This window comes from Phycicoccus jejuensis (assembly GCF_044797865.1).
GTDB lineage: Bacteria > Actinomycetota > Actinomycetes > Actinomycetales > Dermatophilaceae > Phycicoccus > Phycicoccus jejuensis.
The window spans coordinates 3,818,781-3,838,808 of record NZ_CP085209.1 but is presented as its reverse complement, the minus strand read 5'-3'; the positions used below and the strand labels follow the sequence as shown (position 1 = coordinate 3,838,808).

Here is a 20,028-nt window from a genome sequence, read left to right as displayed (position 1 = left end):
CACGGCGCCCGCGGTTGCGAGAATCGACCCGTGCCGACCACCCCCACCCGTACCGACGTCCTCGTCGTCGGCGCCGGCCCCGCGGGCGCCTCCGCCGCGGCCTGGGCCGCGCGCGCCGGCCGTGACGTCGTGCTCGCCGACGCCGCCACCTTCCCGCGTGACAAGACCTGCGGCGACGGGCTGACCCCGCGCGCGGTCGCCGAGCTCGACCGGCTCGGCCTCGGCGACTGGGTGCGCTCGCACACCGTCAACCAGGGCCTGCGCGCGCACGGCTTCGGCCAGACGCTGCACCTGCCCTGGCCGGGGGGCACGCTGCCGTCGCACGGCTCGGCCGTGCCGCGGACCGAGCTCGACGCCGGTATCCGCGAGGCCGCGCTCGACTCCGGCGCGACCGGCGTCGAGGGCGCCAAGGCGGTCGACGCCTCGCTCGAGGGCGGCCGCGTCCGGTCGGTCACCTTCCGCCGCGACGACGGCAGCACCCACGAGATCGAGTGCGAGCGCCTCGTCGTCGCCGACGGGGTGCGCTCGGGCCTGGGCAAGGTCCTCGGCCGCGAGTGGCACAAGGACACCGTCTACGCCGTCGCCGGCCGCTGCTACGTCGACTCCGACCGGGCCGACGACCCGTGGATCTCCAGCCACCTCGAGCTGCGCGGCGACGCCGGCGAGGCGCTGCCCGGCTACGGCTGGATCTTCCCGCTCGGCGGGGGGCAGGTGAACGTCGGCGTCGGCACGCTGGCCACGACCCGCCGCCCGGCGGAGGTCGCCATCAAGCCGCTCATGCGCCGGTACACCGACGAGCGCCGCGCCGACTTCGGGCTGACCGGCGAGCAGCGGATGCCGACGAGCGCGCTCCTGCCGATGGGCGGCGCCGTGTCGAACGTCGCCGGACCGAACTGGGCGCTCGTCGGCGACGCCGCCGCGTGCGTCAACCCGCTCAACGGCGAGGGCATCGACTACGGCCTCGAGACCGGCCGGCTCGCGGCGCTGCACCTCGACGACGACCTCGTGACCGTGTGGCCCGCGCTGCTGCGCGACCACTACGGCGAGGCGTTCTCCATCGCCCGGCGGATGGCGGCGATCTTCACGGTGCCGCGCACGCTCGCCGCCCTCGGCCCGGTCGGCATGCGCAGCGACTGGCTGATGACGCTCGCGCTGCGCTGGATGGGCAACCTCATCACGGACGAGGACCGCGACGCCTCCGCGCGCATCTGGCGCTGGGCCGGCCGGCGCTCGGTCGCCGTCGACGCCCGCCCGCCCTTCACCTGACCGACCCCGACCCCGCGGAGTCGAGGGCGCAGGCGGTCGCCGGGGCCGCCGCTTCCGCACTCGACGCGAGACCCCGTGGAGTCGAGGGCGCAGGCGGTCGCCGGGGCTGCCGCTTCCGCACTCGACGCGAAGGGGCCGCGATCAGGGGGCGTCGGCGGTGAGGGCGTCGCGCATCGGCACGAGCTTGGCCGAGGACTCGGCGAGCTCGTCGTCGGGGTCGGACCCCGCGACGATGCCGCAGCCGGCGAACAGCCGCATCCGCGAGGCGTCGTCCCGGTCGACCGCCCCGCACCGCAGGGCGATGCCCCACTCGCCGTCGCCGGCGGCGTCGATCCACCCGACCGGGCCGGCGTAGCGCCCGCGGTCCATGTGCTCGAGCTCGGTGATGACGTCGTCGGCGACGAGCCGCGGCGTGCCGCACACGGCCGCGGAGGGATGGAGCGAGGCCGCGAGGGTCAGCGACGAGGTGTCGTCGACGAGCACCCCGGCCACGTCGGTGGCCAGGTGCATGACGTTGGACAGGTGCAGGACGAAGGGCGCCTCGGGCACGTTCATCGACGAGCAGTGCGGCGCCAGCGCGTCGGCCACGGACCGCACCGCGTACTCGTGCTCCTCGAGGTCCTTCGACGAGCGGGCCAGCGACGCCGCGAGCGCGAGGTCGTGGGCGTCGTCCCCGGTCGGCCGGATGGTCCCCGCGAGCACCCGCGACGTCACGAGCCCCTTTTCGCGGCGCACGAGCAGCTCGGGCGTCGCGCCGACGAGGCCGTCGACCGCGAAGACCCACGTCGTGTCGTAGCGCTCCGCGAGCCGGTGCAGCAGCCAGCGGACGTCGAGCGGCGAGCGGGTGGTCACGCCGAGGTCGCGGGCGAGCACGACCTTGTCGAGCTCGCCGGCGGTGATGCGCGCGACGGCGGTCGCGACGGCGGCGGACCAGTCGGCGGGGGAGAGCGCGCCGTCGGAGAAGGCGACGTCGACGGGGCGCGGGGGCGCCGGCTGCGGGGCGACCTCGGCCGCGCCGGGGACGGCGGCGCCGGCGCTCATCGTCGTCAGCCAGGCGACCTCGCCGCGACGTCCGACGACGACCTCGGGGACGACGAGCGTGCCGCCCTCGGCCGACCCGGCGGCGTAGGCGACGGACCCGAAGGCCACCGGGCCGGTGCCGGGCAGGTCGACCTCGTCGCGCACGACGGCGCCGTCGACGAACCCGCTCCACCAGCGCTCGAGCTCGCCGAACCGGTCGGGCCCGACGGCGACGTGCGACGCGGCGCGGCCCCACCCGACGAGGCCCTCGCCGCGGCGCACCCAGGAGCACGCGTCGGTCGGGCCGCCCGCCGGGAGGACGGCCAGCAGGTCCGCGGCGAGCGCGGCGTCCAGCGGCACGGTCCGGGCCACGAGGGGGGCCGCCGGGGCGTGCACCGCCGGTGCGGAGGGGGCCGGCCGGCCCGCGGGGAGCGAGGTCATCAGCAGACAACGATACGGCGCGGTGCGGGGCCCTCCGGCATCGGTGGGAGGATGGCCACCATGTCCCGCGCCTCCCTCGAGAAGGACCCCCGCGACGTCGCGTCGATGTTCGACGACGTCGCCGACCGCTACGACGTGACGAACGACGTCCTCTCCCTCGGCCAGGACCGGCTGTGGCGCCGGGCCGTCGTCGCCGCGTGCGACGCGAGACCCGGCCAGCGCGTCCTCGACATCGCCGCCGGCACCGGCACGAGCAGCGAGCCGTTCGCCGACTCCGGCGTCGACGTCGTCCCGGCCGACTTCTCCCTCGGGATGCTCCGCGTCGGCCACCGGCGCCGCTCGGACCTCGGGTTCACCGCCGCCGACGCGATGCGCCTGCCCTTCGCCGACGACTCCTTCGACGTCGTGACGATGAGCTTCGGCCTGCGCAACGTCGCCGAGCCGTCCGTCGCCCTGCGCGAGTTCCTCCGGGTGACCAGGCCCGGAGGCCGCCTCGTGGTCTGCGAGTTCAGCAGCCCGACCAACAAGGCCTTCCGCCGCGTCTACTCGACCTACCTCATGGGCTCGCTGCCGCGGATCGCCCGCGCGGTCAGCTCCAACCCCGACTCCTACGTCTACCTCGCCGAGTCCATCCAGGCCTGGCCGGACCAGCGGGGTCTCGCCCGGCAGGTGGCGGACGCCGGCTGGGGGGCCGTCCAGTGGCGCGACCTGAGCGGTGGGATCGTCGCCCTGCACCGCGCGACCAAGCCGGTCGTCGAGGGTTAGGCAGACCTCAGTTCGGGCGCCGCGAGGCGCGTCCTAGACTTCCGACCGTTCGTGAACACGTTCACAAGCATCCGAGGGACCTGTGACCTGCACTGACCGCGCGTCTCGACGCGCCGTGGCCGGGGGCGAGACGCCCCTGGGTGCGCCGTCGGTCAACGCCCCTAGGATGGCGGGGACGCCGTGTGCGGCCCCGGCGCCCGTCGACCACCCGTCGCACCCGAGCAGCGAAAGGGGAGTTCGCCCGCGATGAGCAACCCCTACGTCCCCCTCCTCATCCTCCTGGCGCTCGGCTTCGGCTTCGCGGCGCTGTCGGTGGGGACGAGCCTGGTCGTCGGACCGAAGCGCTACAACCGCGCCAAGCTCGAGGCCTACGAGTGCGGCATCCAGCCGACGCCCCGCGCCGCCGGCGGCGGGCGCGTGCCGATCAAGTACTTCCTGACCGCGATGCTCTTCATCATCTTCGACATCGAGTCGGTCTTCCTCTACCCGTTCGCCGTGGCCTTCGACCAGCTGGGCCTGTTCGCCCTCGTCGAGATGGTCCTGTTCATCATCACGGTGTTCGTCGCCTACGCCTACGTCTGGAAGCGGGGTGGGCTCGAGTGGGACTGAGCACCGCCCGCACAACCGTCAACACCGCCGAGGAGGCGTGATGGGACTCGAGGAGAAGCTGCCCGCAGGGTTCGTCCTGACGACGCTCGAGAACGTCGCCGGGTACATGCGCAAGGCCTCGATCTGGCCGGCGACCTTCGGGCTCGCCTGCTGCGCGATCGAGATGATGGCCGTCGGCACGCCCGACTACGACATCGCCCGCTTCGGCATGGAGCGGTTCTCGGCCACGCCGCGCCAGGCGGACCTGATGATCGTCGCCGGGCGGGTCAGCCAGAAGATGGCTCCCGTCGTCCGCCAGGTCTACGACCAGATGCCGAACCCCAAGTGGGTCATCTCGATGGGCGTCTGCGCCTCCTCGGGCGGCATGTTCAACAACTACGCCATCGTCCAGGGCGTCGACCACGTCATCCCGGTCGACATCTACCTGCCAGGCTGCCCGCCGCGCCCCGAGATGCTGCTCAACGCGATCATCGAGCTCCACGACCAGATCCAGAACAGCAAGCTCGGCGTCAACCGCGTCGCCGCCGCCCGCGCCGCCGAGGAGGCCGCCCTGCGCGCCACCCCGACCTCGCTCATGGCGCCGACCCACGACCACCTCGCGCACCTCGCGGCGCCGGCCGGGAAGAACCTCCTCGCATGAGCGACGCCAAGGACCCCAAGCACCTCGAGAGCGGCGAGGGCGCCCCGGTGCCCGACAAGGCCCTCGACACCGCGGCCACCCGCACCGACGACGACCCCCGCTCGTCCGACACCGCGCAGCACACCGGCGGCGGCCGCGTCGTCGAGCTCGCCGGCGCCGACTCCGAGCCGGTGCAGATCGGTGAGCGGCGCGGCATGTTCGGCGCGACCCGCGGCCAGGACACCACGGGCTACGGCGGCCTCGTCACCCCGACGCTCCTGCCCGGCGCCTCCCCCCGCCCGTACGGCGGCTACTACGACGAGGTCGCCGACCTCCTCGGCACCGCCCTCGAGGCCGGCCCCGGTCTCGGCGCCGCCGTCGAGAAGGTCGTCGTCGACCGCGGCGAGATGACCGTCTTCGTTCGGCGCGAGCACCTCCTCGAGGTCGCCCGCGTCCTGCGCGACCACCCGGGCCTGCGCTTCGAGATGTGCATGGGCGCCTCCGGCGTCCACTACCCCGGCGAGACCGGGCGCGAGCTCCACGTCGTCTACCCGCTGCTGTCGATCACCCACGGCAGCCGCCGGGTCCGCCTCGAGGTCACCTGCCCCGACGACGACGCGCACGTGCCCTCGCTCGTGAGCATCTGGCCGGGCAACGACTGGCACGAGCGCGAGACCTGGGACATGTTCGGGATCGAGTTCGACGGCCACCCGGCCCTGACCCGCATCCTCATGCCCGACGACTGGCCGGGCCACCCGCAGCGCAAGGACTACCCCCTCGGCGGCATCCCCGTCGAGTACAAGGGCGGCACCGTCCCGCCGCCGGACCAGCGGAGGGCGTACAGCTGATGACGACCCACGAGCACGACACCGTCGCCGAGGACCTCACCGACCCCTACGGCGCATCCGTCGACGACGACACCGAGGGCGCGCGCGTCTTCACCGTCTCCGGCGGCGACTGGAACGACCTCGTCGACGAGGCCACCGCCCTCCACGAGGAGCGGATCGTCGTCAACATGGGCCCGCAGCACCCGTCGACCCACGGCGTGCTCCGGCTCATCCTCGAGCTCGACGGCGAGACGGTGACCGAGGCCCGCGCGGGCATCGGCTACCTGCACACCGGCATCGAGAAGAACATGGAGTTCCGCACCTGGACGCAGGGCGTGACGTTCTGCACCCGGATGGACTACCTGACCCCGATGTTCCAGGAGGCGGCCTACTGCCTCTCGGTCGAGCGCCTGCTCGGCATCGAGGACCGGATCCCGGAGCGCGCCTCGATCATCCGCGTCATGATGATGGAGCTCACCCGCGTCAACTCCCACCTCGTCGCCCTCGGCACCGGTGGCATGGAGATGGGCGCGACGACGGTCATGACCGTCGGCTTCCGCGAGCGCGAGCGCATCCTGCGCGTCTTCGAGGCCATCACCGGCCTGCGGATGAACAACGCCTACATCCGCCCCGGCGGCGTGGCGCAGGACGTCCCCCACGGCGCGGTCGACATGGTCCGCGAGGTGATCGCCGAGCTGCGCACCGGCCTCGGTGAGCTCGAGAAGCTCCTCAACGAGAACCCGCTGCTCAAGGGCCGCACCGTCGGCGTCGGCTACCTCGACCTCACCGGCTGCATCGCCCTCGGCGTCACCGGCCCGGTGCTGCGCTCGACCGGCCTGCCGCACGACCTGCGCAAGGCCACGCCGTACTGCGGGTACGAGACCTACGACTTCGAGGTCGTCACCCGCACCGGCTGCGACGCCTACGACCGCCTGCGCATCCGCATCGACGAGATGTACGAGTCGCTGAAGATCGTCGAGCAGTGCCTCGAGCGCCTCCAGCGCACTGACGGCCAGCCGGTCATGGTCGAGGACAAGAAGATCGCGTGGCCGGCGCAGCTGTCGGTCGGCGGCGACGGCCAGGGCAACAGCCTCGACCACATCCGCGAGATCATGGGCACCTCGATGGAGGCGCTGATCCACCACTTCAAGCTCGTCACCGAGGGCTTCCGGGTCCCCCCGGGCCAGGCCTACGTCGCGGTGGAGTCCGCGAAGGGCGAGCTGGGCTGCCACACCGTCTCCGACGGCGGCACCCGCCCCTACCGGGCGCACTTCCGCGACCCGAGCTTCAACAACCTCCAGGCCACGGCCGCGATGTGCGAAGGCTCGCAGGTCGCCGACGTCATCGTCGCCGTCGCCTCCATCGACCCCGTCATGGGAGGTGTCGACCGCTGATGGCCGGCGACTTCGGTCTGCAGTCCGCTTCCGGTCACCTCACGGTGCCCGAGGAGTCCAAGGAGCGTTACCCCGCCGACGTCGAGGCGACCTTCCGCGCCGACGCCGCGGAGGTCATCGCCCGCTACCCGCAGAAGCGCTCGGCGCTCCTGCCGCTGCTGCACCTCGTGCAGTCGGTCGACGGCTACGTCACCGGTCGGGGCATCGACCTGTGCGCGGAGCTGCTCGACCTGACGACCGCCGAGGTCAGCGGGGTCGCGACGTTCTACACGCAGTACAAGCGCCACCCCAACGGCGAGTACACGATCGGCGTCTGCACCAACACCCTCTGCGCGGTCATGGGCGGCGACGAGATCTGGGACGCCGTCTCGGAGCACCTCGGGATCGGCCACGACGAGACGACCGAGGACGGCAAGATCACCCTCGAGCGCGTCGAGTGCAACGCCGCGTGCGACTACGCGCCGGTCGTCATGGCGAACTGGGAGTTCTTCGACAACCAGACGCCGGACTCCACCAAGGAGCTCGTCGACGACCTGCGCGCCGGCAAGGAGGTCCGCCCCACCCGCGGCCCGAACCGCCTGTGCACCTTCAAGCAGGTCAGCCGCACGCTCGCCGGTTTCTCCGACGGGCTCGCCGACGAGGGCGTGGGCGCCGGTCCGGCCTCGCTCCTCGGCCTCGAGATCGCCCGGCGCAACGGCTGGAGCGCCCCCGAGGGCGAGGGGGCGCACGCCTCCTCCTCCGCGCACGGCTCCGGGTCCGCACCCACCGCCACCGACGAGGCCCCGGGCAGCACCGAGACCACGCCGGCCAGCGACGACGTCAAGGCCGACAAGGCCGAGCCCGCCGCGCAGCGTGACGAGACCGACGACACCCCCGGCGAGAAGCACGAGGGCGACGCGAGGGCCGCGGACGACAGCGACGACGCGACCCCCACGAAGGACGAGGGCCCCGCCGTCGTCTCGACGGGTGACGGCGTCCAGGGCGTGGCCCGCCAGGCCGAGGCGAAGGCCGACGCCGTCGACGTCGCCCCCGGCCAGAAGTCCGAGCCGACCGGCAAGGCCCGCCGCGCCGTCGTCTCGGCCCAGACGGCCAGCGTCCCGACCGACCACGACGCCTCGCCCGAGGCGACCCTCTTCGACGCCACCGGCGACGACACCGACGACAGCGACGGGAAGGGCAAGTGATGACCGCGCTGACCCCGATCCTCACCCGCGACTGGGACCACCCCACGTCCTGGACGCTCGCGACCTACCGCGACGGCGGTGGCTACCGGGCCCTCGACAAGGCCCTCTCGATGGAGCCGGCCGACATCCTCGCGATGGTCAAGGACTCCAGCCTCCGCGGCCGCGGCGGCGCCGGCTTCCCGACCGGCATGAAGTGGTCCTTCATGGCCCCGCCGGACGGCGGCCCGCGCTACCTCGTCGTCAACGCCGACGAGTCCGAGCCGGGGACGTGCAAGGACACCCCGCTGATGATGGCGAACCCGCACGTCCTCATCGAGGGCATCATCATCAGCTCGATCGCCATCGGCTGCGAGCACGCCTTCATCTACCTGCGCGGCGAGGTCGTCCACGTCTACCGCCGCCTCCTGCGCGCGGTCGAGGAGGCCCGCGAGGCCGGCCTGCTCGGCGCCGACATCAAGGGCTCCGGGCGCACCGTCGACATCACCGTCCACGCCGGCGCCGGCGCGTACATCTGCGGCGAGGAGACCGCGCTCCTCGACTCGCTCGAGGGCCGCCGCGGCCAGCCGCGCAGCAAGCCGCCGTTCCCGGGTGCGGCGGGCCTCTACGCCCGCCCCACGTCGGTGAACAACGTCGAGTCCATCGCCTCCGTTCCCGGGATCATCCTCGAGGGTGTCGACTGGTTCACCGGCATGGGCACCGAGAAGTCCACCGGCTTCGGCATCTTCTCGGTCTCCGGCCACGTGAAGAACCCCGGCCAGTTCGAGGCCCCGCTCGGCATCACGATGCGCGAGCTCATCGAGCTCTGCGGCGGGATGCGCGACCCCGAGAAGAGGCTGAAGTTCTGGACCCCCGGCGGGTCCTCGACCCCGCTCTTCACCGACGAGCACCTCGACGTGCCGCTCGACTTCGAGAACGTCGCCGCGGCCGGCTCGATGCTCGGCACCCGCGCCCTCCAGGTCTTCGACGAGACGGTCTGCGTCGTGCGCGCCGTCGACCGGTGGACCGACTTCTACAAGCACGAGTCCTGCGGCAAGTGCACCCCGTGCCGCGAGGGCACGTGGTGGCTCAAGCAGATCCTCGGCCGGCTCGAGCACGGGGAGGGCAGCGAGGAGGACCTCGACAAGCTCCTCGACATCTGCGACAACATCCTGGGCCGCAGCTTCTGCGCCCTCGGTGACGGCGCGACGAGCCCCATCACGAGCTCGATCCAGTACTTCCGTGACGAGTACGTCGCCCACCTGACCCACGGAGGCTGCCCGTTCGACCGGGCCGCCTCGACCCTGTGGGCGACGGCCGGCGGCGCGAAGGAGACCGTCTCCGCATGACTGCCACGCCCGAGACCCAGGCCCCGGTCGAGCTCGTCGCGCTGACCATCGACGACGTCGAGGTGTCGGTGCCCAAGGGCACCCTCATCATCCGCGCCGCCGAGACCGCCGGGATCGACATCCCGCGCTTCTGCGACCACCCGGGCCTGGACCCCGTCGGTGCCTGCCGCCAGTGCCTCGTCGAGGTCTGGATGCCCGGCCGCCCGGGCCCGGACGGCACCCCGGGCGAGCCCACGCAGATGCAGGGCCCGCCCGGCCGGATGAAGCCGCAGGCCTCCTGCACGATGACCGTCGCCCCCGGCATGGTCGTCAAGACGCAGTACACGTCCGAGGGCGCCGACAAGGCGCAGAAGGGCGTCATGGAGCTGCTGCTCATCAACCACCCGCTGGACTGCCCGGTCTGCGACAAGGGCGGCGAGTGCCCCCTGCAGAACCAGGCGATGAGCAACGGGCGCAGCACCTCGCGCTTCGAGGACGTCAAGCGCACCTACCCCAAGCCGATCAACATCTCCTCGCAGGTGCTGCTCGACCGCGAGCGCTGTGTCCTGTGCGCGCGCTGCACCCGCTTCTCCGACCAGATCGCCGGTGACCCGTTCATCGCCCTCGTCGAGCGCGGTGCGCTGCAGCAGGTCGGCATCTACGAGGAGAAGCCGTTCGAGTCCTACTTCTCGGGCAACACCGTCCAGATCTGCCCGGTCGGCGCGCTGACCGGCTCGGCCTACCGCTTCCGCAGCCGCCCGTTCGACCTCGTGTCGACCCCGAGCGTCTGCGAGCACTGCGCAAGCGGTTGCGCGACCCGCACCGACCACCGCCGCGGCACGGTCCTGCGCCGGATGGCGACCGCCGACCCGCTCGTCAACGACGAGTGGAACTGCGACAAGGGCCGCTGGGCCTTCGCCTACGCGAGCACCGCCGACCGCCTCGAGTACCCGATGGTCCGCGGCGAGGACGGCGAGCTGCGCGTCGCGTCGTGGCGCGAGGCGCTCGAGCGCGCGGCCGAGGGCCTGCGCGGCGCGAAGGCCGGCGTGCTCGTCGGCGGTCGCGTCAGCGCCGAGGACGCCTACGCCTACGGCAAGTTCGCCCGCACCGTGCTCGGCACGAACGACGTCGACTTCCGCGCCCGCCCGCACTCGGCCGAGGAGGCGGACTTCCTCGCCTCGACCGTCGTCGGCACGGGGCCGGAGGGTGGCGCCGTCACGTACACGGACCTCGAGCGGGCCGGTCAGGTCCTCCTCGTCGGCTTCGAGCCCGAGGACGAGTCCCCGATCGTGTTCCTGCGCCTGCGCAAGGCCTACCGCAAGCACAAGACCCGCGTCTTCGCCGTCTCCGCGGTCGCCACCCGGGGCCTGGCGAAGATGGGCGGCACGCTCATCCCGACCGCCCCGGGCACCGAGCCCGAGGTGCTGGGCGCCCTCGCCGAGGGCTCCGGCAGCGAGGTCGTCGAGGAGGCCGCCCGCGGCCTGCGCGAGGGCGGCATCGTCCTCGTCGGCGAGCGGCTCGCGATGGTCCCCGGCGCGCTGAGCGCGGCGGCCGCCCTCGCCGAGTCCACCGGCGCGCGCCTCGCGTGGGTGCCGCGTCGGGCGGGCGAGCGCGGGGCACTCGAGGCCGGCGCGCTCCCGACCCTCCTGCCCGGTGGCCGTCCGGTCGCCGACGCCGCCGCCCGCGCCGAGATCGCCGCCGCGTGGCAGGTCGCCGCGCTGCCGGAGGCACCGGGCCGCGACACCGCGGGCATCGTCGCCGCGGCCGCCTCCGGTGAGCTGGGCGCCCTCGTCGTCGGTGGTGTCGACCCGGCCGACCTCGGCAGCGACGCCGCGGCCGCGGCCCTCGCCGCCCCGTTCGTCGTCTCCCTCGAGATCCGCCGCTCGGCGGTCACCGAGCACGCCGACATCGTCCTGCCCGTCGCGGCGCACGCCGAGAAGGGCGGCTCGTTCGTCGACTGGGAGGGCCGGGTCCGCGCCTTCGAGGCCGCGCTCGACACCTCCTACGTCAGCGACTACCGCGCGCTCGAGATGCTCGCCGACGAGATGGGCGAGTTCCTCGGGACCCGCACGCTGCGCGAGGTCCGGTCCGAGATGCAGTCGCTCGGGCCGTGGGCCGGCGCGCGTCCGGCGGCCCCGGTCGCCGAGGCCGGCGAGGTCCCGGAGCTGACCGAGGGCACGCTCGTCCTCGCGACGTGGCGCCACCTGCTCGACCGCGGCACCCTCCAGGACGGCGAGCCGTTCCTCGCGGGCACCGCCCCGAAGCCCGTGGCCCGCATCTCGGCGGCCACCGCGCAGGCGCTCGGCGTCGTCGACGGCGACCACCTCACCGTGCGCGCGGCGCAGACCACGGTCACCGCGCCCGTCCTCGTGAGCGAGATGGCGGACCACGTCGTCTGGCTCCCGACCAACTCGCAGGGCTGCGACCTGCGGGCGACCCTCGCGGGCGCACCCGGTGCGCTCGTCACCGTCTCGAAGGAGGGTGCGCGATGAGCACCGTCACCGCGCTGGCCGGTCTCGGCACGCTCGCCACGGCGGGCACCGACAACCCCGCGGCCGACTTCAGCGACACCCCGCTGTGGCTCAGCCTGGTCAAGGCGCTGATCATCTTCGTCTACCTGCTGGTCTCGACGCTGCTCGTCATCTGGTTCGAGCGCCGCGTCATCGGTCGGATGCAGCAGCGTCCGGGCCCGAACCGCAACGGCCCGTTCGGTCTGCTCCAGACCCTCGCCGACGGCATGAAGTCGATGCTCAAGGAGGACGTGCGGCCCAAGGCGTCCGACGCGTTCGTCTTCACCCTCGCGCCGCTCATCACGGCGACGATGTGCTTCGTCTCGTTCTCGATCATGCCGCTGGCCGGCGAGGTGTCGATGTTCGGGCACACGACGCCGTTCCAGCTGACCGACACCCCCGTCGCGGTGCTCCTCGTGCTCGCCGTCGCGGGCATCGGCATCTACGGAGTCGTCCTCGCCGGCTGGTCCTCCGGCTCGCCCTACCCGCTCATGGGTGGCCTGCGCGCGTCGGCCCAGATGATCTCCTACGAGATCGCGATGGGCCTCTCGCTCGTGGCGGTCTTCCTCTACGCCGGCTCGATGTCGACCTCGCAGATCGTCGGCGCGCAGCGTGACCTCTGGTTCATCGTCCCGGCGTTCTTCAGCTTCTTCGTCTACGTCATCACGATGGTCGGCGAGACCAACCGCCTCCCCTTCGACCTCGCCGAGGGCGAGGGCGAGCTGACCGGTGGGTTCCACACCGAGTACGGCTCGATGCGCTTCGCCATGTTCTTCCTCGGCGAGTACATCAACATGTTCACCGTCGCGGCCCTGGCGACGACGATGTTCCTCGGCGGGCCCGAGGCTCCTCCCGGCATCGCGGCCATCAACGGCGGCATGTTCAACGAGGGCTGGTGGGGCGTCCTGTGGTTCACCGCCAAGCTGTGGGCCTTCATGTTCGTCTTCGTCTGGCTGCGTGGCTCCCTCCCGCGCGTCCGCTACGACCAGTTCATGCGCTTCGGGTGGAAGTTCCTCATCCCGACGACGCTCGGCTGGGTCGTCCTCGTCGCGTTCTTCCGCGCCGGCCAGAACGGCTGGCTCGGCGGTGACGTCGTCGTCGCGGGCCGCAGCTTCCCGACCTTCTCGCTCGCCCTCGTCGGCATCATCGCGGTCGCGGCGCTCGTGGCCGGCTGGCTGTGGGACAGCCGGGCCGAGCGCAAGGAGGCCTCGATGCACCCGGGCGTGCCCGACGAGATCGACCCCTACGCCGGTGGGCACCCCGTCCCGCCGATGCCCGGGCAGCGCCTGCGCGAGCCCTCGCTCGCCCCCGCCCTCGCCGCCCGTCCCGAGACCGAGGAGGCCACTCGTGGCTGACGAGCAGAAGAAGTCCGGCTTCTTCTCCGACCTGTTCGCCCCCGTCGCCGGCTTCGGCGTCACGTTCTCGACGATGTTCCGCAAGGTCATCACCGAGGAGTACCCGGAGGAGAAGCGTCCGACCCAGGCGCGCTTCCACGGGCGCCACCAGCTCAACCGTCACCCCGACGGGCTCGAGAAGTGCGTCGGCTGCGAGCTGTGCGCATGGGCCTGCCCGGCCGACGCGATCCTCGTCGAGGGCGCGAACAACGACGACACCGAGGGCGGCGCGGGCCGGTTCAGCCCGGGCGAGCGCTACGGCCGCGTCTACCAGATCAACTACCTGCGCTGCATCTTCTGCGGGCTGTGCATCGAGGCGTGCCCGACGCGTGCGCTGACGATGACGAACTTCTACGAGCTCGCCGACAACAACCGCGCGGACCTCATCTTCACCAAGGACCAGCTCCTCGCCCCGCTCCAGCCGGGCATGCTCCAGCCGCCGTTCCCGATGGCCGACGGCATGGAGGAGCGCGACTACTACCTCGGCAAGGTCACCGAGGCCACGGACAGCCAGCGCGAGGTCGTCGCGGCCCGCGCCGGCGGCGAGCAGGACGCGGAGGTGGGCTCGTGACCGGCACCGGTGAGGAGGTCATGTTCTGGATCCTCGGGCCCCTCGCGGTGCTCGGGGCCCTGGGCCTGGTCTTTGCGAGGAAGGCCGTCCACGCCGCCCTCGGCATGGCCCTGACGATGATCATCCTCGGCGTCTTCTACATCGCGCAGGACGCCGACTTCCTCGGCGTCATCCAGATCTTCGTCTACACCGGCGCCGTGATGATGCTCTTCCTCTTCGTGCTCATGCTCGTCGGGGTCGACTCCAGCGACAGCCTCGTCGAGACGCTGTCCGGCCAGCGCTGGGCCACCGTCGTCCTCGTGCTCGGCCTCGGCGGGCTGCTCGGGTTCTCGGTCGGCCACGTCACCCTCGGCGACCCGGTCGGCGTCGCGTCGATCAACGCCGACCAGGGCAACGTGTCGGGCGTCGCGCAGCTGATCTTCGGCCGCTACGTCTGGGTCTTCGAGATCACGAGCGCGCTGCTCATCACCGCGGCCCTCGGCGCCATGGTCCTCGCCCACCGCGAGCGCCTCGGCAAGGGCCCGAACCAGAAGGAGTGGAGCAAGCGGCGCTTCCAGGGCGGCGAGCACCTCGCCGGCCTGCCGGCGCCCGGTGTCTACGCGCGCCACAACGCCGTCGACACCCCGGCCCTCCTGCCCGACGGCACCCCGTCGGAGCTGTCCGTCTCGCGCGTGCTCACCGCCCGCGACCAGAACCGCTCGCCCGAGGTCTACACCGAGGGTGAGCGCCAGATCGAGCGCGACGTGCGCGAAGGAGGCGAGCGATGAGCCTGGTCAACTACGTCTACCTGGCGACCATCCTCTTCGCCGTCGGGGCGGCCACCGTCCTCACCCGGCGCAACGCGATCATCGTCTTCATGGGGGTCGAGCTGATGCTCAACGCCGCGAACCTCGTCTTCGTGACGTTCGCGCGGATGCACGGCTCGCTCGACGGCCAGGTCCTCGCCCTCTTCGTCATGGTCGTCGCGGCCGCGGAGGTCGTCGTCGGCCTCGCGATCATCATGGCGATCTTCCGGTCCCGCCGGTCGGCCTCGGTCGACGACGCGAACCTGCTGAAGCTCTGAAGGAGTAGGACGTGCACTCTCTGATCACCGAGGGCGACGCGATGACCGCGGCCCCCGCGACCGGCGCCGCGTCGGTCGCGTGGCTGCTCGTCGCGCTGCCCCTCCTCGGTGCGGCGATCCTCCTCCTCGGGGGACGCCGCACGAACAAGGTCGGCCCCGCGCTGGCCACGGGCCTGTCCTGGGCGAGCTTCGGCGTCGGCGTCGTCGTGCTCGTCCAGCTGCTCGGCCAGGACGCGGGGGCGCGCGCCCACCACCTGACGCTGTGGAGCTGGGTCCCGGCGGGGTCGTTCGACCTCGACCTCGGGATGCTCGTCGACCCGCTGTCGGTCGCGTTCGTCATGCTCATCACGTTCGTCGGCTCGCTCATCCACGTGTACTCGCTCGGGTACATGGAGCACGACCCCGACAAGCGGCGCTTCTTCGCCTACCTCAACCTCTTCGTCGCGGCGATGCTCGTCCTCGTCCTCGCCGACAGCTACCTGCTCCTCTTCGTCGGCTGGGAGGGCGTGGGCCTGGCGTCCTACCTCCTCATCGGCTTCTGGAACTGGAACCCGGCCTACGCGAGCGCGGCCAACAAGGCGTTCTTCGTCAACCGCGTCGGCGACCTCGGCCTGTCCATCGCGATCATGACGATGTTCATCACCTTCGGCGGCGTCGACTACGCGACCGTCAACGAGGGCGTCGCGGGCGCGAACCAGTCGACCCTCACGGCGATCGGCCTGCTCCTGCTCGTCGGGGCCTGCGGCAAGTCGGCGCAGTTCCCGCTCCAGTCCTGGCTCGGTGACGCGATGGCCGGCCCGACGCCGGTGTCCGCGCTCATCCACGCGGCGACGATGGTCACCGCCGGCGTCTACCTCGTCGTGCGCTCGCACGTCATCTTCGACGCCGCCCCGGACGCCGCGCTCGCCGTCGCCATCGTCGGCGCGATCACGCTGGTCTTCGGTGCGGTCGTCGGCTGCGCCAAGGACGACATCAAGAAGGCCCTCGCGGCCTCGACGATGAGCCAGATCGGCTACATGATGCTCGCGGCGGGCCTGGGCCCGGTCGGCTACGCCTTCGCGATCTTCCACCTGCTGACGCACGGCTTCTTCAAGGCCGGGATGTTCCTCGGCGCCGGGTCGGTCATGCACGGCATGAACGACCAGGTCAACATGCGCCGCTTCGGCGGGCTGTCGGGCGCCATGAAGATCACCTGGGCCACCTTCGGCCTCGGCTGGCTCGCGATCCTCGGTGTCCCGCCGTTCTCGGGCTTCTGGTCCAAGGACAAGATCATCGAGGCCGCCTTCGTCGGCGAGGGCTGGCAGCCCTGGGTCCTCGGCACCGCCGCGCTCGTCGGCGCCGGGGTCACGGCCTTCTACATGTCGCGCCTGTTCTTCATGACCTTCCACGGCGAGAAGCGCTGGACCGACGACGTGCACCCGCACGAGTCGCCCAAGATCATGACCGTCCCGATGATGGTCCTCGCCGGCGGCTCGGCCTTCCTCGGCCTCCTGCTCGCGTGGCCGTTCGCCGAGACCGCCCCGATCGTCTCGTGGCTCGCGCCGGTCGTCGGCGAGCACGGCGAGGAGCACCCGGTGCTCGCGGTGCCGGTGCTCATGGGCCTGACCCTGCTCTTCGTCGCCGTCGGGATCTTCCTCGCGTGGCGGCAGTACTGGAACGAGGACGTGCCCGAGGTCGCCCCGCGCGGCTCGGTGCTCACCCGCGCGGCGCGCGTCGACCTCTACCAGGACGCCGTCAACGAGGGCCTGTTCATGCGGCCGGGCATCCACCTGACCCGCTCGCTCGTCTACGTCGACGGCAAGGGGGTCGACGGCGCGGTCGGCGGCCTCGCCGCCCTCGTCGGCGGGTTCTCCTCGAGGCTGCGTCGCCTCCAGACCGGCTACGCCCGGTCGTATGCCCTGACGATGCTCACCGGTGTCGTCGCCGTCCTCGGTGCTCTGTGGGTGATCCAGTGACCTCCCTGCCCCTCCTCACCCTGATGATGGTCGTGCCGGTCCTCGGCGCGGTCGTCGTCGCGGCCCTGCCGAACGGCTCGGTGCGCCTCGCGCGCCCGGTCGCCCTCGGGGCCTCGCTGGTGACCCTCGTCCTCGCGGTCCTCGCGTGGGTGGCGTTCGACTCCGGGTCGACCGCGATGTTCCAGCTGACCGAGACGCACGCGTGGATCCCGCAGTTCGGCGTCTCGTACGCGCTCGGGGTCGACGGCATCGCGCTGGCGCTCATCGTCATGGCCGCGATCCTCGTGCCGGTCTGCCTCCTCGCGGCCTGGAACGACGTCCGCGAGGCCGAGGCCGGGCGGCTCAAGCGCTACTTCGCGCTCATGCTCGTCCTCGAGGCGTTCATGGTCGGCGTCTTCGCCGCCACCGACGTCTTCCTCTTCTACGTCTTCTTCGAGGCGATGCTCATCCCGGTGTACTTCCTCATCGGGCTGTACGGCGGCCCGCAGCGGCAGTACGCGGCGGTCAAGTTCCTCCTCTTCTCGCTCGCCGGCGGGCTCGTCATGCTCGTGTCGGTCATCGCGGTGTACTTCGCGGGCCCGGGCGGGCAGGACGGCTTCCTCGTCGAGAACCTCATCGGCGGCATGGACGGCTCGACGGCCGCCCTGCGCTGGATGTTCGTCGGCTTCTTCATCGCCTTCGCGGTCAAGGCCCCGATGTGGCCGGTCCACACCTGGCTGCCCGACGCCGCCACCGAGTCGCGCCCGGCGACCGCCGTGCTCCTCGTCGGCGTCCTCGACAAGGTCGGCACCTACGGGATGATCCGCTTCTGCCTCCAGCTCTTCCCGGAGGCCTCGCAGTGGGCGACCCCGGTGGTCATCACCCTCGCGGTCATCTCGGTCATCTACGGCGCGCTGCTCGCGATCGGCCAGACCGACATGATGCGGCTCATCGCCTTCACCTCGATCAGCCACTTCGGCTTCATCGTCCTCGGCATCTTCGCGATGACGAGCGTCGGCGGCGCCGGGTCGACCCTCTACATGGTCAACCACGGCTTCTCGACGGCCGGCCTGTTCCTCATCGCCGGCTTCCTCGTGACCCGGCACGGCAGCAAGCGCATCCCCGACTACGGCGGCTGGCAGCGGGTCACGCCCGTCCTCGCCGGCACCTTCCTCATCGCGGGCCTGTCCTCGCTGGCGCTGCCCGGCCTGTCGAGCTTCGTCTCCGAGTTCCTCGTGCTGCAGGGCACGTTCATGCGCTACAAGGTCGCGGCCGTCATCGCGGCGCTCGGCATCGTGCTCGCCGCGCTGTACATCCTCCTCATGTACCAGCGCGTCATGACCGGCCCGAAGCCCTCCTTCGCCGAGGGGAGCGCCCCGCGCGACCTCTCCTCGCGCGAGCGGTGGGTCGTCGCGCCGATCATCGCCTCGTTCGTCGTCCTCGGCTTCTACCCGAAGCCGGTGCTCGACATCATCAACCCGGCCGTGGACAAGACGCTGCAGATCGTCGGCGTCACCGACCCGGCCGCCGCCACCGACGCCTCCGGGAGTGCCAAGTGATGCCGAGCGTGATGCCGGCCGAGTTCAAGGCCGTGAGCATCGACTACCTCGCGGTCCTGCCGATGTTCCTCGTCGTCGCGGGTGCCCTCGTCGGTGTCCTCGTCGAGGCCTTCGCGCCCCGGGCGAAGCGGCACGCCATCCAGGTCTGGCTGACGACGGGCGTCCTCGTCGCCGCCCTCGTCGTCCTCGCCGTGTGGAGCCGTGACCACCAGTCGATCACCCTCGGTGGCTCGGTCGCCGTCGACGGGGTCTCGCTCTTCCTCCAGGGCACGCTGCTGCTCCTCGCGACGATCGGCGTCCTCGTCATGGCCGAGCGCTTCGGCGGCACCGGCTCGGACGCGTTCACGCCGATGGGCGCCTCGACGCCGGGCTCGCACCAGGAGGACGCCGCGACCCGCGCCGGGTACGCGACCTCCGAGGTCTTCCCGCTGACGCTCTTCGCGGTGCTCGGGATGATGGTGTTCGTCTCGGCGAACGACCTCATCACGCTCTTCGTCGGGCTCGAGGTCCTCTCGCTGCCGCTCTACGTCATGACGGGCCTGGCCCGCCGGCGCCGGCTGCTCTCGCAGGAGGCGGCCCTGAAGTACTTCCTCCTCGGGGCCTTCTCCAGCGCGTTCTTCCTCTTCGGGGCGGCGCTGCTGTTCGGCTACGCCGGCTCCTCGGACCTCGCGGCCATCGCGACGGCCATCCGCACCAACTCGGGCGACCTCGAGGGCCTGCTCCTGCCGGGCGTCGTGCTCGTGCTCGTGGGCCTGCTGTTCAAGGTCGGCGCGGTGCCGTTCCACTCGTGGACGCCGGACGCCTACCAGGGCGCGCCGACCCCGGTCACCGGCTTCATGGCGGCCTGCACCAAGCTCGCGGCCTTCGGCGCGATCCTGCGCCTCACCTACGTCGGTGTCGGCGCCAACCGCTGGGACTGGCAGATCGGCGTCGTCGTCATCGCCATCCTCACGATGGTCGTCGGCGCTGTCCTCTCGGTGACCCAGACCGACGTCAAGCGCCTGCTCGCGTACTCGTCGGTGGCCCACGCCGGGTTCATCCTCGTCGGTGTGCTCGCGTTCTCGCAGAGCGCGATCGGCGGTGTGATGTTCTACCTGCTCGCCTACGGCGCGACGACCATCGCCGCCTTCGCCATCGTGGCGATGGTCCGCCAGGACGGCTCCGAGGCCTCGCACCTGTCGCAGTGGGCGGGCCTGGGCCGCAACCACCCGGTCGTCGCCGGCGTCTTCGCCTTCCTGCTCCTGGCCTTCGCGGGCATCCCGCTGACCAGCGGCTTCACGGCCAAGTTCGCGGCGTTCGCGCCGGCCGTCGAGTCGGGCACCTCGGGTGTCGTCATGGTGGTCGTCGGTGTCCTCGCCTCCGCGGTCACCGCGTTCGTCTACGTGCGGCTCATCGTGCTCATGTACTTCACCGAGCCGGCCGAGGGCGTCGTCGCCCTCCAGCCGTCGGTGCCGTCGACGATCGGCATCACCCTCGGTGTCGCGATCACCGTCGTCGCGGGCGTCGCCCCGGCCGTGGTGCTGCAGCTCGCGAACAACGCCTCGCAGTTCCTGCTGTGAGCACCGGTG

General features: G+C 71.9%; 16 protein-coding genes and 1 pseudogene. 16 read left to right on the top strand and 1 reads right to left on the bottom strand.

Going from position 1 to position 20,028, the window contains the following annotated elements; translation table 11 throughout:
- Nucleotides 1-30 precede the first annotated feature (30 nt).
- Nucleotides 31-1,266: a geranylgeranyl reductase family protein gene (locus LG324_RS18215; protein WP_404350225.1), complete on the top strand. Its 1,236-nt coding sequence runs from the start codon at nt 31-33 to the stop codon at nt 1,264-1,266.
- Between the two features lie 141 nt (nt 1,267-1,407).
- On the opposite strand, the gene LG324_RS18210 is transcribed toward LG324_RS18215, so the two are convergent.
- Complete coding sequence (locus LG324_RS18210; RefSeq protein WP_404350223.1) at nt 1,408-2,727, bottom strand: isochorismate synthase MenF; 1,320 nt, start codon at nt 2,725-2,727, stop codon at nt 1,408-1,410.
- 60 nt (nt 2,728-2,787) lie between these two features.
- On the opposite strand from LG324_RS18210, the gene LG324_RS18205 reads away from it, so the two are divergent.
- From LG324_RS18205 to nuoN, 15 genes and pseudogenes are all read left to right on the top strand, one after another.
- A complete protein-coding gene (locus LG324_RS18205; protein WP_207022491.1) occupies nt 2,788-3,492 on the top strand; it encodes a demethylmenaquinone methyltransferase in 705 nt (234 codons plus the stop codon).
- 246 nt (nt 3,493-3,738) lie between these two features.
- Nucleotides 3,739-4,101 (top strand): NADH-quinone oxidoreductase subunit A, encoded by a 363-nt coding sequence (locus LG324_RS18200; RefSeq protein ID WP_030526704.1) that lies wholly within the window; start codon nt 3,739-3,741, stop codon nt 4,099-4,101.
- A gap of 40 nt (nt 4,102-4,141) precedes the next feature.
- Nucleotides 4,142-4,741: an NADH-quinone oxidoreductase subunit B family protein gene (locus LG324_RS18195; protein WP_030526705.1), complete on the top strand. Its 600-nt coding sequence runs from the start codon at nt 4,142-4,144 to the stop codon at nt 4,739-4,741.
- Entirely contained in the window at nt 4,738-5,568 is an 831-nt protein-coding gene (locus LG324_RS18190; protein ID WP_084696536.1) for an NADH-quinone oxidoreductase subunit C, read from the top strand. The genes LG324_RS18195 and LG324_RS18190 overlap by 4 nt, the downstream gene beginning before the upstream one ends.
- Nucleotides 5,568-6,941 (top strand): NADH-quinone oxidoreductase subunit D, encoded by a 1,374-nt coding sequence (locus tag LG324_RS18185; RefSeq protein ID WP_404350220.1) that lies wholly within the window; start codon nt 5,568-5,570, stop codon nt 6,939-6,941. Before LG324_RS18190 ends, LG324_RS18185 begins: the two co-directional genes overlap by 1 nt.
- Nucleotides 6,941-7,753 (top strand): annotated as a pseudogene (gene nuoE / locus LG324_RS18180) (NADH-quinone oxidoreductase subunit NuoE); the annotation flags it as partial. The gene LG324_RS18185 and the pseudogene nuoE, both read left to right, overlap by 1 nt.
- Nucleotides 7,754-8,124: 371 nt before the next feature.
- On the top strand, nt 8,125-9,450 hold the full coding sequence (gene nuoF, locus LG324_RS18175) for an NADH-quinone oxidoreductase subunit NuoF (RefSeq protein ID WP_404350218.1): 1,326 nt from the start codon (nt 8,125-8,127) through the stop codon (nt 9,448-9,450).
- A complete protein-coding gene (locus LG324_RS18170) occupies nt 9,447-11,921 on the top strand; it encodes an NADH-quinone oxidoreductase subunit G (RefSeq protein ID WP_404350216.1) in 2,475 nt (824 codons plus the stop codon). The genes nuoF and LG324_RS18170 overlap by 4 nt, the downstream gene beginning before the upstream one ends.
- Entirely contained in the window at nt 11,918-13,294 is a 1,377-nt protein-coding gene (nuoH, locus tag LG324_RS18165; protein WP_207022494.1) for an NADH-quinone oxidoreductase subunit NuoH, read from the top strand. Before LG324_RS18170 ends, nuoH begins: the two co-directional genes overlap by 4 nt.
- Nucleotides 13,287-13,904 (top strand): NADH-quinone oxidoreductase subunit NuoI, encoded by a 618-nt coding sequence (gene nuoI, locus LG324_RS18160; protein WP_036828718.1) that lies wholly within the window; start codon nt 13,287-13,289, stop codon nt 13,902-13,904. Before nuoH ends, nuoI begins: the two co-directional genes overlap by 8 nt.
- Nucleotides 13,901-14,671 carry an NADH-quinone oxidoreductase subunit J gene (locus LG324_RS18155; protein ID WP_404350214.1) on the top strand — a complete coding sequence of 257 codons (771 nt, stop codon included), beginning with the start codon at nt 13,901-13,903 and terminating at the stop codon, nt 14,669-14,671. The genes nuoI and LG324_RS18155 overlap by 4 nt, the downstream gene beginning before the upstream one ends.
- Nucleotides 14,668-14,967 carry an NADH-quinone oxidoreductase subunit NuoK gene (gene nuoK / locus LG324_RS18150; RefSeq protein WP_404350212.1) on the top strand — a complete coding sequence of 100 codons (300 nt, stop codon included), beginning with the start codon at nt 14,668-14,670 and terminating at the stop codon, nt 14,965-14,967. The genes LG324_RS18155 and nuoK overlap by 4 nt, the downstream gene beginning before the upstream one ends.
- Nucleotides 14,968-15,008: 41 nt before the next feature.
- Complete coding sequence (gene nuoL, locus LG324_RS18145) at nt 15,009-16,922, top strand: NADH-quinone oxidoreductase subunit L (RefSeq protein WP_404353161.1); 1,914 nt, start codon at nt 15,009-15,011, stop codon at nt 16,920-16,922.
- Nucleotides 16,919-18,460 (top strand): NADH-quinone oxidoreductase subunit M, encoded by a 1,542-nt coding sequence (locus tag LG324_RS18140; RefSeq protein WP_404350210.1) that lies wholly within the window; start codon nt 16,919-16,921, stop codon nt 18,458-18,460. Before nuoL ends, LG324_RS18140 begins: the two co-directional genes overlap by 4 nt.
- Nucleotides 18,460-20,019, top strand: a complete 1,560-nt coding sequence (nuoN, locus tag LG324_RS18135; RefSeq protein ID WP_030526717.1) for an NADH-quinone oxidoreductase subunit NuoN — start codon at nt 18,460-18,462, stop codon at nt 20,017-20,019. Before LG324_RS18140 ends, nuoN begins: the two co-directional genes overlap by 1 nt.
- Nucleotides 20,020-20,028: the final 9 nt, after the last annotated feature.

Bases quoted from the DNA above. Each gene is read 5' to 3' on its own strand.
- LG324_RS18195 (WP_030526705.1), top strand. From the start codon at position 4,142: ATGGGACTCGAGGAGAAGCTGCCCGCAGGGTTCGTCCTGACGACGCTC.
- nuoH (WP_207022494.1), top strand. From the start codon at position 11,918: ATGAGCACCGTCACCGCGCTGGCCGGTCTCGGCACGCTCGCCACGGCG.
- nuoL (WP_404353161.1), top strand. From the start codon at position 15,009: ATGACCGCGGCCCCCGCGACCGGCGCCGCGTCGGTCGCGTGGCTGCTC.
- LG324_RS18205 (WP_207022491.1), top strand. From the start codon at position 2,788: ATGTCCCGCGCCTCCCTCGAGAAGGACCCCCGCGACGTCGCGTCGATG.
- LG324_RS18210 (WP_404350223.1), bottom strand. From the start codon at position 2,727: ATGACCTCGCTCCCCGCGGGCCGGCCGGCCCCCTCCGCACCGGCGGTG.
- nuoK (WP_404350212.1), top strand. From the start codon at position 14,668: ATGAGCCTGGTCAACTACGTCTACCTGGCGACCATCCTCTTCGCCGTC.
- LG324_RS18190 (WP_084696536.1), top strand. From the start codon at position 4,738: ATGAGCGACGCCAAGGACCCCAAGCACCTCGAGAGCGGCGAGGGCGCC.
- nuoN (WP_030526717.1), top strand. From the start codon at position 18,460: ATGCCGAGCGTGATGCCGGCCGAGTTCAAGGCCGTGAGCATCGACTAC.
- LG324_RS18170 (WP_404350216.1), top strand. From the start codon at position 9,447: ATGACTGCCACGCCCGAGACCCAGGCCCCGGTCGAGCTCGTCGCGCTG.
- nuoF (WP_404350218.1), top strand. From the start codon at position 8,125: ATGACCGCGCTGACCCCGATCCTCACCCGCGACTGGGACCACCCCACG.
- LG324_RS18185 (WP_404350220.1), top strand. From the start codon at position 5,568: ATGACGACCCACGAGCACGACACCGTCGCCGAGGACCTCACCGACCCC.
- LG324_RS18200 (WP_030526704.1), top strand. From the start codon at position 3,739: ATGAGCAACCCCTACGTCCCCCTCCTCATCCTCCTGGCGCTCGGCTTC.